The sequence below is a fragment of the Pseudomonas fortuita genome, from assembly GCF_026898135.2.
Classification (GTDB): domain Bacteria; phylum Pseudomonadota; class Gammaproteobacteria; order Pseudomonadales; family Pseudomonadaceae; genus Aquipseudomonas; species Aquipseudomonas fortuita.
On sequence record NZ_CP114035.2, the window covers coordinates 2944830 to 2958899 of the forward strand.

At 63.2% G+C, this 14070-nt stretch carries 13 protein-coding genes; 6 read left to right on the forward strand and 7 right to left on the reverse strand.

Going from position 1 to position 14070, the window contains the following annotated elements; genetic code table 11:
- Positions 1-23: 23 nt before the first annotated feature.
- The 4 genes from OZ911_RS13540 to OZ911_RS13555 all read right to left on the reverse strand — a co-directional run bounded on the left by OZ911_RS13540 (position 24) and on the right by OZ911_RS13555 (position 3863).
- Entirely contained in the window at positions 24-986 is a 963-nt protein-coding gene (locus OZ911_RS13540) for a FecR domain-containing protein (RefSeq protein WP_016486706.1), read from the reverse strand.
- Positions 983-1513 (reverse strand): sigma-70 family RNA polymerase sigma factor, encoded by a 531-nt coding sequence (locus OZ911_RS13545; RefSeq protein WP_023048544.1) that lies wholly within the window; start codon positions 1511-1513, stop codon positions 983-985. The genes OZ911_RS13540 and OZ911_RS13545 overlap by 4 nt, the downstream gene beginning before the upstream one ends.
- A 158-nt stretch (positions 1514-1671) precedes the next feature.
- On the reverse strand, positions 1672-3258 hold the full coding sequence (locus tag OZ911_RS13550; protein WP_070086730.1) for a rhodanese-related sulfurtransferase: 1587 nt from the start codon (positions 3256-3258) through the stop codon (positions 1672-1674).
- Positions 3255-3863, reverse strand: coding sequence for a cysteine dioxygenase family protein (locus OZ911_RS13555; RefSeq protein WP_016486709.1), 609 nt, complete (start codon positions 3861-3863; stop codon positions 3255-3257). Before OZ911_RS13555 ends, OZ911_RS13550 begins: the two co-directional genes overlap by 4 nt.
- Before the next feature lie 302 nt (positions 3864-4165).
- Here OZ911_RS13555 and OZ911_RS13560 point away from each other — a divergent pair, with 302 nt between their 5' ends.
- Positions 4166-5101 (forward strand): ABC transporter substrate-binding protein, encoded by a 936-nt coding sequence (locus OZ911_RS13560; RefSeq protein WP_060516435.1) that lies wholly within the window; start codon positions 4166-4168, stop codon positions 5099-5101.
- Positions 5102-5240: 139 nt separating this feature from the next.
- On the forward strand, positions 5241-6548 hold the full coding sequence (locus OZ911_RS13565; protein ID WP_023048547.1) for an LLM class flavin-dependent oxidoreductase: 1308 nt from the start codon (positions 5241-5243) through the stop codon (positions 6546-6548).
- Here the strand turns inward: OZ911_RS13565 and OZ911_RS13570 are convergent.
- A complete protein-coding gene (locus OZ911_RS13570) occupies positions 6542-7732 on the reverse strand; it encodes a type II secretion system F family protein (RefSeq protein ID WP_060516432.1) in 1191 nt (396 codons plus the stop codon). The genes OZ911_RS13565 and OZ911_RS13570 overlap by 7 nt on opposite strands.
- An 11-nt stretch (positions 7733-7743) precedes the next feature.
- Positions 7744-8169 (reverse strand): type II secretion system major pseudopilin GspG, encoded by a 426-nt coding sequence (gene gspG / locus OZ911_RS13575; protein WP_024717645.1) that lies wholly within the window; start codon positions 8167-8169, stop codon positions 7744-7746.
- 184 nt (positions 8170-8353) lie between these two features.
- Here gspG and OZ911_RS13580 point away from each other — a divergent pair, with 184 nt between their 5' ends.
- The 4 genes from OZ911_RS13580 (at position 8354) to OZ911_RS13595 (ending at position 13671) form a co-directional block, all read left to right on the forward strand.
- A complete protein-coding gene (locus OZ911_RS13580) occupies positions 8354-8932 on the forward strand; it encodes a lytic transglycosylase domain-containing protein (protein WP_016486714.1) in 579 nt (192 codons plus the stop codon).
- Between the two features lie 90 nt (positions 8933-9022).
- Positions 9023-10480, forward strand: coding sequence for a sensor histidine kinase (locus OZ911_RS13585; protein WP_016486715.1), 1458 nt, complete (start codon positions 9023-9025; stop codon positions 10478-10480).
- Positions 10481-10781: 301 nt separating this feature from the next.
- On the forward strand, positions 10782-12275 hold the full coding sequence (locus tag OZ911_RS13590) for a sensor histidine kinase (RefSeq protein ID WP_016486716.1): 1494 nt from the start codon (positions 10782-10784) through the stop codon (positions 12273-12275).
- Positions 12244-13671, forward strand: coding sequence for a sigma-54-dependent transcriptional regulator (locus tag OZ911_RS13595; protein WP_023049198.1), 1428 nt, complete (start codon positions 12244-12246; stop codon positions 13669-13671). Before OZ911_RS13590 ends, OZ911_RS13595 begins: the two co-directional genes overlap by 32 nt.
- 95 nt (positions 13672-13766) lie before the next feature.
- Here the strand turns inward: OZ911_RS13595 and OZ911_RS13600 are convergent, their stop codons facing one another.
- Positions 13767-14069 (reverse strand): hypothetical protein, encoded by a 303-nt coding sequence (locus tag OZ911_RS13600; protein ID WP_016486717.1) that lies wholly within the window; start codon positions 14067-14069, stop codon positions 13767-13769.
- Between the last annotated feature and the right edge of the window lies 1 nt (position 14070).

Below are 14070 nucleotides of genomic sequence, written 5' to 3' on the forward strand. Positions count from 1 at the left end.
CGACAATGCCCTGTGCATTTTTTTCAGGCATTGCCTCTCAATGGCTCCACGCGTGTCCAGAAGCGGGTATGGCGCACCAGCTTTACCGGCAGCGAGCGGGCAACGGTAGCCAGGGTCAGGTCAAGATCGGTGAGCGAATAGGCGCCGGAAACCCGCAAGTGGCCGACGGCCGTGTCGCAGCCCAGGTAGCCGCTGCGGTACCGCTGTAATTCTTCGAGCAGGTGATCCAGGCGCCAATCGTCCACCACCAGTTGGCCTTCGGTCCAGGCCGCGTCGGTACTGGCCAGTGGCATGCGTTGCAGGATGCGGGTTTTGTCGAACAACAGGCCATGGCCACTGTCCAGGCGGGTTTGCTCGCCACCCGCGTTGATCGGGTTCACGACGACGGCATGCTGGTAAACGCATACGCGGGTCTGGTGGTCCTGTTGCCTGACGCTGAACCGGGTGCCCAGCGCCCTGATGTGGCCTTCGGCAGTGCTGACCATGAACGGGCGGTGATCGGCGGCAGTTTCGACAAAGATCTCCCCGGCACGCAGCCGTAGCTGGCGGGTGTCGTTGCTGAAGGCAATGTCCACCGCACTGCCGGTGTTGAGGATCAGGCGGCTGCCGTCACTCAGCGTCAACCTGCGCTGTTCGCCGATGGCGGTGCGCACATCGGCCAGCCACGCCGGCGCATCGCGATAACCGCGCCAGCCCAGGGCGCCAAGCCCCGCGCCCAGCAACAGCCCCTTGAGCAGCATGCGCCGCTGCAGCGCCGGGCCCTGCTGGCCAGCACGCTCCAGCACGTCATGGCCCAGTGCGCCTTGTGCTTGGTTCAGTTGAGCCTGCAACATGGCCACCCGTTGCCAGGCCCACTGGTGCTGCGGGTCGGCCGCATGCCAGGCCTGCCAGCGTTGCTGCAGGTCCGGGTCGGCAGGGGCCTCGCCCAGCCGGGCAAACCACTGCGCGGCGGCGCTCAGTGCCTGTCTTTGGGGCAGCGGGCTCACTGGGCGTGTTCCAGGGCAAACAGCAAGCAGTGCTCGGTGGCGCGGGCAATGTACTTGGTGACCGAACTGACTGATACGCCCATCTGGGCGGCGATGTCCTTGTAGCCCAGGCCACGCAACTGCGATAACAGAAACGCCTGCTTGACCTTCTTGCCCAGGCCTTCAAGCATCGCATCCAGTGCTTGCAGGGTTTCTACCAGCATCCAGCGTTCCTCGGGGGAAATCGCATACTGTTCGGGCTGTTCGGCCAACAGTTGCAGGTAGGCCTGCTCCAGTGCCCGGCGGCGGAAGCTGTCAATCATCACGCGCCTGGCCATGGTGACCAGAAAGTGGCGTGGCTCGCGCAGTTCACTGAGCAAAGGCTGGCTGCGGTCGGCCAGCAGTACACGCACGAACGTGTCCTGGGCCAGGTCGGCGGCCTGCTGCGAACACTGCAGGCGGCCACGCAGCCAGTTCACCAGCCAGCCATGGTGGTTGGCGTACAGGCCGGCCAGGCTGTGTCCGGTCGAGGGGAGGGAGTCAGGCATGGTGCTGTTGCGCGCTAATGAGAATTAGTCGCAATTTATTTCAATTACGCACATTCAGCAATGGCCCAGCTACAAAGGTGAGGGGGAAGAGACGCTGCCCGGAACAGGCAGGGGCGGTGATGTGTTGCGAAAAGGGGCGCAACGCGCCCCCGGCAATCTCAGCTCAATACGTTGAACCCGTGGGTGCCATCCCGCTCTAGCTGGGCAATCAGCCCGAACTCCCAGTCCAGGTACCCCTGCATGGCCTCCCGCGGGTTATCAGTGCCTTCATAGGGCCGGCGATAACGGTCGGTACGCGCCACCGCCAGGTGCGTTTCGCCACTTTCCAGCGGCTTGCCTGCCGCAATCCACCGCGCCGTGCCGCCCTCCAGTACGTACACCGGTGTCTGCGTAAGCGCCCGCAAGTCTACCGCCGCAAAGCGTGCCAGCAGGCTGCTGCCGCAGGTCAGTACATAGCGCTCGGCTACTGGCAGCTGTTCCAGCACCTGCGGCAACTGCGCGCGAATTGCCCAGTGGGCACCCGGAATGTGGCGTTTCACGTAGTTGGCACTGGTGGTGAAGTCCAGCAGCACGGTGCCTGGCGTTTGCAGCCAGTCGTCCAGCTGCTCGACCCCGATTTCGGAGACTGCAGGCAGTGGAGGTTGGGGGGGCTGCCAATCGCCGGTCTCGCTGAAATCTTGCGCCGACAGGCCATCGAGCACGGCGACCTGCCAGCCCATTTGCGCCAGCCATGAAGCACTCATGTTGGCCCGCACGCCGTCATCATCCACCAGCACGATGCGCGCCCCGCGCACGCTGGCGACGTGGTCGGTTTCCTGCACCAGTTGCCCGCCCGGTACACTGCGGCTGGCCGGCAGGTGGCCGTGGGCATATTCCTCGGGGGTGCGCACATCGAACAGGTAGGTGGTGCGCTGGGTATCGGCCTGCCAGGCGGCCAGGGCTTCGCGCTCCAGGCGCAGCACACCGGCACGGTCGGCCACATTGCGTGCGCGTTGGGCGGCGTTGGCGCGGGTGTTGTCGCTCACCTCGGCGAAGCGGCGCTCCTGGCCGTGCGCCAGCGTTTGCCCGGCCAGGGTCCAGCCGATGGTGCCGTTGCGCAGGGCGGCCACGGGGTTGGGGATGCCGGCGTTGACCAGCGACTGGGTGCCGATGATGCTGCGGGTGCGCCCTGCGCAGTTGACGATGACCTGGGTAGCGGGGCTGGGCGCCAGTTCGGCAACCCGCAGTACCAGCTCGGCACCCGGCACGCTGATGCCCCCCGGGATGCTCATGGTCTGGTATTCGTCGAAGCGGCGGGCGTCGAGCACCACCACATCGGCGTTGTCGTCCAGCAGCGCCTGCACCTGTTCGGCCGCCAGCGACGGGGTATGGCGCACGCTTTCAACCAGCTCGCCAAAGGCCTTGCTCGGCACGTTCACGTCACGGAACAGCTCACCACCGGCGGCGCGCCAGCCGGCCAGGCCGCCTTCGAGCAATGCGACATCGCTGTACCCTAACGCCAGCAGGCGTTCGGCGGCCTGATGTGCCAGGCCTTCACCGTCGTCATACACCGTAATGCTGGTGTCGCGCCGTGGCACGCGGGCGAAAATCTCCAGTTCCAGCTTGGACAAGGGGATGTTGGCAGTGAACAGGGGGTGTGCCTGGGCGAACGGGTCTTCCTCGCGCACATCGATCAGCGCCAGTTCTTCATGGGCCAGCAAGGCCTGGCGAATGTCTTGGTAGGAGCGGGTGGCAACGGTACTCATGGGGCAGGGTTCTCTTTGGACAGGTCCCAGATGTTGGGCAGAAGGCTGTTGGAATAGCCGGAAATGAACGGTTTTTCGCTGCCGTCGGGCGAGTACACCGCGCGGCTGACGGCACCGATGTTGGCGCCATAGACGTGGATGCTGATCGACACCCGGTCGTCGAACGCATTGCTGACCTGATGCACATCGCCGATGCGCGGCGAAACGGCCTCTACGTGACCGGGCTCGAGGCGCACGGGCGCGCCTGCTGGTAGTAGGGCGCCGTGTTCGCTGCGGGCAAAGCCTTGCGAGTATTCGGCGCCGCGCAGCATGCCGATCAAGCCCCACACCCGATGGTCGTGAATGGGTGTCTGCTGGCCTGGCCCCCAGACGAAGCTGACGATGGAAAAGCGCTGGCGCGAATCGCAGTGCAGCAAATATTGCTGGTAACGGGCCGGGTCTGGCTGCGCCAGTGCCTCGGGCAACCAGTCGTCATGGGCGACCAGGCTGCGCAGCAGGCCTTGGCCGTGGTCGAGGAGGGTGGCTTCGTCGGTTTCTTGGTCCACCAGTTGCGCAAGCGCGTCAATGAAAGTGCGCAGGCGCTCAAGGCGCAGGGGTTGGCTCATGATTCAGGCTCGGCTGACGGTTTGGGCTAACCCTAGCAAATGCGCTGAATATTCTCAAAAGTAAAAATATGAATAAGCTAATATGCAAAAAACGCATTTACAGAGTGACTGATCTGTTTTGAAATGTGCGCATGGGCAAAGCATTAGGTTATGCCCAAAACGAATTTCACGGCACTGGGCTTAATCGATAACTTATAAGCATTGCGTTATTTATATTCAAAGTGAATATGAAAGCCCCATGCCCCCACGAGACCGCACGCGCGGATCGGCCTGATGTACCCCGACGGTACCTGGAGACGAACGTGCGATATCTAAAACAATTGGCCGCCTGTGTGCTGGCCAGCTCCCTCAGCCTGACCGCTGCCGCGCAAACCCTGGTGGTCGGTGACCAGAGCTTCAATGCCCGGGCGGTGATGGAAGCGGCCGGCGTGCTCGACGACCTGCCGTATACCCTGGAGTGGAAGCAGTTTACGGCCGGCTCGCCGGTAGCCGAGGCGCTGAACGTGGGCAGCCTGGACATCGGCCTGTTGGGCGATGCGCCACCGTTGTTCCTGGGCGCCTTGGGCGCGCCGATCAAGGTGATTGCGGTAAGCCGGCAGAACCTGGATGGCGTGGCGATTCTGGCGCGCAAGGACTCGAACATTCACAGCCTCGAAGACCTGCGCGGCAAACGTGCGGCGATCTGGAAGGGCTCCTGGAGCCAGCAGTTGCTGTTCAGCGCGCTGGACAAGGCCGCCGTGCCGCGTGATGCCCTGGAGCTGCGCTACCTCAGCGCCCTGGACGCCTCCCATGCCCTGGATGGCGGTTCAGTGGATGTGATCGCGACCTGGGAGCCCTATGTCACCCAGCAGGAGCGCCAAGGGGCGCGCGTGCTGGCCACGGCCGAAGGGTTGATACCGGCGCAGAGTTTCGTGGTGGCCAATGCCAAGGCGGTGGAGGCCAAGCGGGCGCAGATCAGTGACTTTCTGCAGCGCCTGAAAAAGGCCCGTGACTGGACCCTGAGCGACCCGGCCCATACCGAGGCTTATGCCGATGCCTGGGCAAAACGCACCCGTGCCGATCGCGACATTGCGCGCGCCTGGTTTGCCCGCGCACGTACCGATGTGGCACCGCTGAACCCTCAGGTGATCGTGGATGCGCAGAAGACCGTGGACTTTTTTGCCGGGCTGGGGCTGATCAAGAACTACCCGGCGTCGAGCCTGTTCGATACCTCGTTCGCGGCTGCGTTCGACCACTGAGTTTTCCTGCCGTGGCCCAATCGCCGGCAAGCCAGCGGCCACAGGATCACCACAGCCGTGGGTTCAGTGGAAAACCTGTGGGAGCTGGCTTGCCGGCGATTGGGCCGGTACAGGCAACAACTGTTATGAGGAGCTGTACATGACCACCCGCAAAATCAAGCTTGGTGCCCTGACCATGGGCTGCGGCGGCCCAGGCCGGCACAACCTGTGGCTGGACCCGGAGCTGCCCGCCGATGCCAGCGTCAACATCGACTGGTACATCGACATCGCCCGCCAGGCTGAAGCGGCGCTGTTCGACCTCATCTTCATCGTCGACAGCCAGTACATCACCCCCGGCTCACCGTCGCATTATCTCAACCGCCTGGAGCCGTTGACCCTACTCTCGGCGCTGGCAGTGACTACCCGTAACATCGGCCTGGTCGGCACCCTGACCACGTCCTACAACGAACCCTTCAACGTCGCCCGCCGCCTGGCCTCGCTGGACCTGATCAGCAAGGGCCGCGCTGGCTGGAACGTGGTCACCAGCGGTGATGCCGGTACCGCCGGCAACTATGGCCGTGACGAGCACTACGACTATGACACCCGTTATGCCCGTGCCCAGGAGCACGTGGCGGTGGTTCAGGGCCTATGGCAGTCCTATGAAGACGGGGCGTTCCCGCGCAACCGCGCTACCGGTCAATTCCTCGATCCGGGCCGGATGCATGCCCTTCACCACAAGGGCGAACACTTCTCGGTCGTAGGGCCATTGAATATTCAGCGTTCCCCCCAGGGCCAGCCGGTCATTTTCCAGGCCGGCGATTCGCAGCAAGGGCGCGAGCTTGGGGCCGCCACGGCAGATGTCATCTTCACCCATGCTGCCAGTATCGAGCAGGGCCAGGCGTTCTACCGCGATGTGAAAGGCCGCGCTGCGCGGCTGGGGCGTGACCCGGAGCAACTGCTGGTATTGCCCGGTGCCGAGATCTACGTGGGCGACACCGACGAACACGCCCGCGAGATCGAACGCCACTACCACCAGCAGGACCATAGCTTCGAGCTGGCGCTCAAAGAGTTCGGGCGCAACTTCGGCTGGCACGACTTCAGCCAGTACGACCTCGATGCACCGTTCCCGCAGGACAGCCTGGAGCATGCGCGCAGCAGCTTTTTCACCAATGCCAAGCGCATCGCCGACCAGGCCTGGGAGCAGGGGTTCAGCCTGCGCCAGGCGGTGGAGTTCGGGCGTAAGCTGCGCCCAGGTGCCTTCGTTGGCTCGGCCGAAACGGTCGCGGCAAAAATGACCGAGTGGTTCGAGGCGCGGGCGCTGGATGGTTTCAACATCTACATCGGCCACCCCGGGCAGTTTCGCCGGTTTACCCAGGAGGTGGTGCCGCTGCTGCAGGAGCGCGGGGTGTACCGCACGGCTTACGAGGGCAGCACACTGCGCGAGAGCCTGGGCCTGGCCATTCAGTGAATGCTCGAGGCCAGTTCGAAGATCGGCATGTACATCAGGATCACGATCAGGCCGATCAGCAGGCCGATGAACGTCATCAGCAGCGGTTCGAACAGTTTCACGAACCATTCCACCCAGCGGCCGATTTCCTGGTCATGGAAGTCGGCGCAGCGTTCCAGCATTTCCCCCAGGTTGCCGGACTGCTCCCCGGCCCGCAGCAGGCGCAGCGACACCGGGGTAACCAGGTGGCCGGCTTCCAGCGCATCGGACAGTGGCAGCCCTTCGCCCACCCGCTGGCTGGCCTGGCCCAGGCCCTGGGCTGCTGCGCTACCGAGCAGGCCGCGGGCCATGCCCATGGCGGTCAGGATGGGAATGCCGCCTTGCAGCAAGATGCCCAACGAGCGGTAGAAGCGCGCCAGCTCGTACATCATCAAGCGTTGATGCAGCGCCGGCAGGCGGCGCAACTGGCAGGAGGCCCAGCGCCGTACCCGTGGGTGGCGGCGCAGCAGCCACAGTGCCGTGACCCCACTGAGCGTGCCCAGCGCCAGCGGCAGTTGCTGGGCGTGCAGGAACAGCCCGATCTGCATCAATACCCGTGACAGCCAGGGCAATTCGGTGCCCATGCCCTCGAACACCTGGCTGAAACGCGGCACCACATAGCCGAGCAGGAACAGCACCACGCCGCCCCCCACCAGCAACAGCAGCAACGGGTAGACCGAGGCCCCCACCAGCTTTTGCCGAACCAGGTCCAGGCGCTGGCGGTAGCTGATGTAGCGCGTGAGGGCATCGCCCAGCGCCCCGGTGCGTTCGCTGGACTGCACCAGCGCCACATACAGCGGCGGAAATATCCGCGGCTGCTGGCCCAGGGCCTGGGACAGCGATCGGCCTTCGTACAACTGGCGTACCAGCTCGGCCAGCACCTTGCGGGTGGTGGCTGCAGGCGCCTTTTCCGCCAGGCTCTCCAGTGCGTCGATCAGCGGCAGCCCGGCATTTAGCAGGGTTGACAGTTCCTGGCTGAACAGCACCAGGTCAAAGGCCGCTTGGCGCCGCCTGGCCATGCCGCGCAGGGCACCGCCGTTGCTGCGCAGGCTGAGCACACGCAGGCCCTGATCCGCGGCCTGGCGGCGGGCCTGGTCGGCGTCCTCGGCGTCGATCTGCAACTGCACCACGCCCTGTCTGCCCAGGGCCTTGAGGCTATAGCGCATGGCCACTCTCCTTACTGCCAGCTGGTGATTTCGGCGTTTTCCCCGTCACCCCCGGGCTGGCCGTCCTTGCCCATCGACAACAGGTCGTATTCACCGCCGTTTTCGCCAGGTTGCCGGTAGATGTATGGGCGGCCCCAGGGGTCCTGCGGCACGGCCTTCTGCAGGTACGGGCCGGTCCAGCGCGCTTCACCATTGGGGGCGATGACCAGGGCCTGCAGGCCTTGCTCACTGTTGGGGTAGTGGCCGACTTCCAGGCGATACAAATCCAGCGCCTTGCTCAGCCCTTCAATCTGCGCCCGCGCCACTTTGGCTTCGGAGCGACCGAGCTGGCTGAAGTACTTGGGCGCGACGATGCCGGCCAGCAGGCCGAGCACCACCAGCACCACCAGGAGTTCGAGCAGGGTGAAGCCACGTTGCGGTTTGGTTCTGCGCTGCATGGTGAAGCCCTCCACTGCATGGGGACACAGGTTGACAGGCACCATGCAACAGCCGTGCACGTCTGCCTCGGGGCCTTGCGCCATGCGGTGCCGGAAGCGGCACAGTGCTTGCGTCGTGGTCATCGACCTCGGGTTTCCGGGGCATTTCCCCCACTTCGGGGGCCACGACGAAGAGGCGACCGTCATGCGTGGACTCATCCTCGGTTTGATATGGCTGGCGGCAGGTGTCGCCCAGGCTGATGTGTACATCTCCATCGATGCCAAGGGCGGCTACGTACTGACCAACGTCCATCGGCCTGGGCGCCATTATGAAAAGGTGATCAACGAGCCGTTGGCACAGGCCGGCCCGGCCAATGCGCAGATGATCACCGGCCGACCCTACGCTGAACTGGTCGCTGCCGCCGCGCGGGCCCACAACGTCCCTCCAGCGCTGTTGCATGCGCTGATCAAGGCCGAATCTGGCTACAACCCCAAGGCCCGGTCGTCTGCGGGCGCGGTAGGGCTGATGCAGTTGATGCCGGATACAGCACGTGAAATGGGTGTGGAAGATCGCCTGGACCCCGAAGACAACGTGCAGGGCGGGGCACGCTACCTCAAGCAGATGCTTACCTTGTTTGACAACGACATCACCCTGGCTGTGGCGGCTTACAACGCCGGCCCGGATGCCGTAATGCGGCGCGGCGCCGTGCCGCCGTTTGCCGAGACCCGGCGTTATGTACCCACCGTGCTGCGCGAATATCGCAAGTTACAGGGGTTGGAGTAATACCCTTCGGCGGATGCCATCAATTTAGCACTACGGCTTCCCCAGGTCTGGGCTATAACCTTCTGAAGGTGCTCAGCTGTGGAGCCCACCATGGACATCGCCCCTCGTTCCGACGCCATAGAAGTGCCTGCCGGTAACGAACTGGCAGCCCCACGCAAGCCATTCAACCTGTTGCGCTGGTATGCCTGGGTCAGCCTGGCCATCATCGTTTCGGTGGCTGCCGGACTTGGGTTGATATCCAGCCGTTTCATCATTGATGAAAGCGTTGAGCGCGATGCCTTGCTCACGGCACAGTTCATTACCTCTATCGCCGACGCCGAAGTGCGCCATGTGTCGATCCCCAACGTGCGCACCATGGGCGAGTTGCTGGACCCGCGCACCGACCCTGGCAACCTGCCGGACGTCGACCCGGATGCCCGGCGCAAGGCTCGCGGCGAGTTCCTCGACCACATCGCCCACCTGCCAGACATGCTGCTGGCCAACATCTATGCCCCGGACCTTACGGTGATCTGGTCCACCAACCCGGCGCTGATTGGCAAGCTGATTGATACTGACGACGACCTGGCGAGGGCGTTCGAGTACAAGATGCGGGTCTCGGCCAGCTACCACAACTTCGAACAGGCCCGTGCCGAGCAGAAATTCGTCACCCCGCCCGAGCAGCTGTTCATCGAAAACTACATTCCGCTGTTCGCTGCCGATGGCGAGCACGTCACGGCAATGGTCGAAATCTACAAAGAGCCCCATGACCTGATTGTGCGCATCGAGCATGGCCTGATACTGATCTGGCTGGCGATCACCGTCGGCGCCGCGCTGGTCTACGTCGGCCTGTACGGCATCATGCACCGCGCTGCACGGCTGCTGGCGGTGCAGCAGAAGCGGCTGATCAACAACGAAACCTATGTCGCGTTGGGGGAGGTGTCCTCAGCGGTGGCCCACAGCCTGCGCAACCCGCTGGCCAGTATCCGCTCCAGTGCCGAGTTGGCCCAAGCGTTCGACGAAGGCCCGGCGCAGCGCAATATCAACGACATCATCAGCCAGGTTGACCGGATGTCGCAGTGGATCCGCCAGATGCTGCAGTCGCTGCGTCCGCTGAACGATGAGGCGGTTGCGGTGGACTTGACGCTGGCCTTGCAGGACAGCCTTCAAACCTACGCCGTGCCGCTGGCGCGTGGCGGGGTAAGCCTGGACCTGCAGCCGTTACCGGCGGTACAGGTATTGGGGCATCCGGCTTTACTGCGGCAGATATTCAGCAGTTTGATCGCCAATGCCCTCGAATCGATGGATCAGGGCGGACGGTTGCGTATCGAGGTGGTACGCCATGACCGGCGTGGCCTGACCTTGCGCCTGTCTGACAATGGCAGGGGCATGAGCGAAGTGCAGCAGCGCATGGCCTTCCGGCCATTTTTTACCACCAAGCAAGGTGGGCTTGGGGTGGGCCTGGTGCTGGTGAAACGTATCATGGAGCGCTTCGGCGGCACCGTCAGGCTCAGCAGCAGTGAGGGCCATGGCACCCGGGTGTCGTTGAATTTCCGATTGGTCAGAAATTAATGTTTTGCGCTAAGAATAGTTTCTAACACGTTGATATATATGAGATCAGTGGTTCCTGGGTACTTATTACCCAACTGTGGGGCCTTTTCTTGAAGTCGCATTTAACTATGCACCTTAAAGCATTGAAAATTATAGCTTTACGGTCCTCTGGGTTTGGCTGGCCAACTTCTTGCTTGGTGATGTGCGGAGCGCTACACACGACAAATGGCAGCCAGGGCTGCCCAGGTGGGGTGCTATCAACTGGCTGCTGCTGTTGGCCTTGATGCATTTCTGAACGGACGCACTGTGCGGGAACCACGCCATGCAGATGCTGGAAAACGATGTTCGCGACAAGGCCAGTGCGAGTGCCAGCGGTCTGGCCGTACCCTTGCGTGAGTTCAACCTGCTGCGCTGGTTTTCAGTCATCAGCCTGTTGATCATCACTGCGGTGGCGGGCGGGCTGGGTTATGTGTCCACGCGCTTCGTGGTCCGCGATAGCGTGCAGCGTGATGCGATGCTGACCGCGCAGTTCATCCAGGCCATGGCCCAGGCCGAGGTCCGCCATTCGCAGTTGCCACCGGGCACCACCATGGGCGAACTGCTCGACCCGCGCCTGGACCAGCAGCACCTGCAGTTTGCCCCGGCGCTGGCCGAATCGACCCGGGTCGAATTTCTTGACCATGTCGAGCACCTGCCTGATATTTTGCTGGCCAATGTCTATGCCCGCGACCGCACCATCGTCTGGTCCACCAACGTCGAGCTTATCGGCAAGCGGATAGAGGCTGATGGCGATCTGGACCGTGCTTTCCATTCGCGCAGGGCGGTGTCGGCCAGCTATCACAAGGCTGAAGATGACCGCGAGGAGCAGAAGTTCCTGCGTGAACCGCGCTACCTGTTCATCGAGAACTACATCCCCCTGTTCGACAGCCAAGGTGAACAGGTGCTGGCCATGGTGGAGATCTACAAGGAGCCACAGGACCTGATACGGCGCATCCAGCGCGGCTATGTACTGATCTGGGCTTCGACCCTGGTGGGTGGAGCGCTGATCTACTTCGGGCTGTTCTGGATCGTACGTCGGGCGGCGCAGATGCTGCATCTGCAACAGGACCGGCTGGTGGCCAGCGAAACCTACGTGGCGCTGGGCGAGATGTCGTCTGCTGTGGCGCACAGCCTGCGCAACCCGTTGGCCAACATCCGCTCCAGCGCCGAACTGGCGCAGGAAATCGCCAACCCAGCGGCGCAGAAAAACATCACCGACATCATCAGCCAGGTCGACCGCATGTCACGCTGGGTGCGCGACTTGCTGGTGTCGTTGCGCCCGGTCAGTGACGAGGCAGAGGCTGTGGACCTGGTGGCCGCCATCGAGGACACCCACCTGGCGTTCGTCCAGCAGATCGAGCGCAATGGTGTGCGCTTCCATTTCGAAGGGCCTGATCAGCAGTGGGTGGCCAGCCAGCCGCTGCAGCTCACGCAGATTCTCAACAGCCTGTTCTCCAATGCCCTGGAGGCCATGCCGGCGGGCGGCATGCTGACTGCCCAGGTCAACGTACAGGATGGCCAGCGTGCCGAGTTCGTGCTTACCGACACTGGCAAGGGCATGAGCCAACAGCAGGAGCGGATGGTGTTCAAGCCGTTCTTCACGACCAAGCAGGGTGGCCTCGGTGTAGGGCTGGCCCTGGTCAAGCGCATCATGGAACGGTTTGGCGGCTCGGTCAGCCTGAGCAGCCGCCAAGAGGAAGGAACCCGCGTCAGCCTTACATTCAATATCGCAGCGGGAGGGGAACATGGAGCACAGCATCCTGGTCGTCGAGGATGATGAAATCCTCGCTGACAACATTCGCACCTACCTCAGCCTCAAGGGCTTTGAAGTCACCGTGTGCCACAGCGCCGAGCTTGCGCTGGAGCAGATCAAGCGGGCTCAGCCCGACGCGGTGCTAACTGACAACTCGCTGCCGGGCATGAGCGGCCACGACTTGCTGCGCAGCTTGGTGGCGCAGGTACCTGGCCTGAAAGTGATCATGATGACCGGCTACGGCAATGTCGAAGACGCCGTGCAGGCGATGAAGGAGGGTGCCTTCCATTACCTGACCAAGCCCGTGGTGCTCGCCGAGCTCAAATTGACCCTGGACAAGGCATTGGCGGCCGAACGCATGGAGCGCACGCTGTCGTTTTACCAGGAACGCGAGGCGCAGAAATCCGGGTTGCAGGCGTTGATCGGCGATTCGCCGGTAATGCTCACCCTCAAGCACACGTTGCAACAGGTGCTGGATGCCGAGCGGCGCATGGCCTGCGACGACCTGCCACCGGTGCTGGTCGAAGGCGAGACCGGCACCGGCAAGGAGCTGGTGGCGCGGGCCCTGCATTTTGACGGCTCTCGCAGCAAGGGGCCGTTCATCGAATTCAACTGCGCCTCGATCCCTGCCAACTTGCTGGAGGCCGAGCTGTTCGGTCACGAGAAGGGCGCGTTCACTGATGCCAAGGAGCGGCGGCTGGGCCTGGTGGAGGCTGCAGACGGTGGCACGTTGTTCCTCGACGAGATTGGCGAGATGGACCTGGTGTTGCAGGCCAAGTTGCTCAAGCTGCTGGAAGATCGCAGTATCCGCCGGATTGGTGCGGTGAAGGAGCGCAAGGTTGACCTGCGGGTCATCAGCGCCACCAACTGCAACCTGGAGCAGATGGTGCAGCAGGGCAAGTTCCGCCGCGACTTGTTTTTCCGCCTGCGCATCATCGCCCTGAAGGTACCGCGCCTGTATGCCCGTGGTCAGGACATCCTGTTGCTGGCAAGGCATTTCCTGGCCCACCATGGCCGGCGTTATGGCAAGCCGAACCTGCGCTTTTCCGCCGAAGCCGAGAGCCTGATGCTGGGCTATAGCTGGCCCGGCAACGTCCGCGAGCTGCGCAATATGCTTGAGCAGACCGTGTTGCTGGCGCCGAATGAGGTGATACAGGCGCACCAGTTGAACCTGTGCATGACCTTGATTGACGAGCCATTGGTGCCGCAGCCGGCACCTGCGATGTTCGAAATGCCGCGGCACGAGCCGGAGCCAGGCACCAGCCTGCCGGACATGGAGCGCGACCTCGTGTGCAAGACGCTGGACCGTACGGACTGGAACGTGACCAAGTCAGCGCGGATGCTCGGGTTGTCGCGGGACATGCTGCGTTACCGGATCGAGAAGCTGGGGCTGACACGTCCTGATAAACGCCAGTGGTAACAAACAGTCAATCTTACTCAACCGGGCGGGTGAACCCGCTCCCACAGGGAATACATAACCTGCAATGTCGAGCGGTGGCCCATTGAGTAGCGTACTCAGGGGGTACCTGTACGGGTGCCACTATTTCCCTGAGGACCGGTACCCTCCGAACCGCTGCCATCCATCCCCGGCAGGTCGCGGTTGTCATTTTGCTTGGCCGGCGGGCTTTCGGGGTCGTTACCTTGAATGCGCGTGTCAGTATCCCGCGGCATGGGCTTTTCGATCGGGTTGAGGGTGCTATCCACGCCCGGCCGGGGTGCCGGGTTGTGCGGATCGTCAGGGTAGGTCGGGCCGGTGCCGACGGCGAAGGCCAGTGGCGAGGCGAGCAGGGCAATCAGCAGAATGCTTGAGCGGGGCATG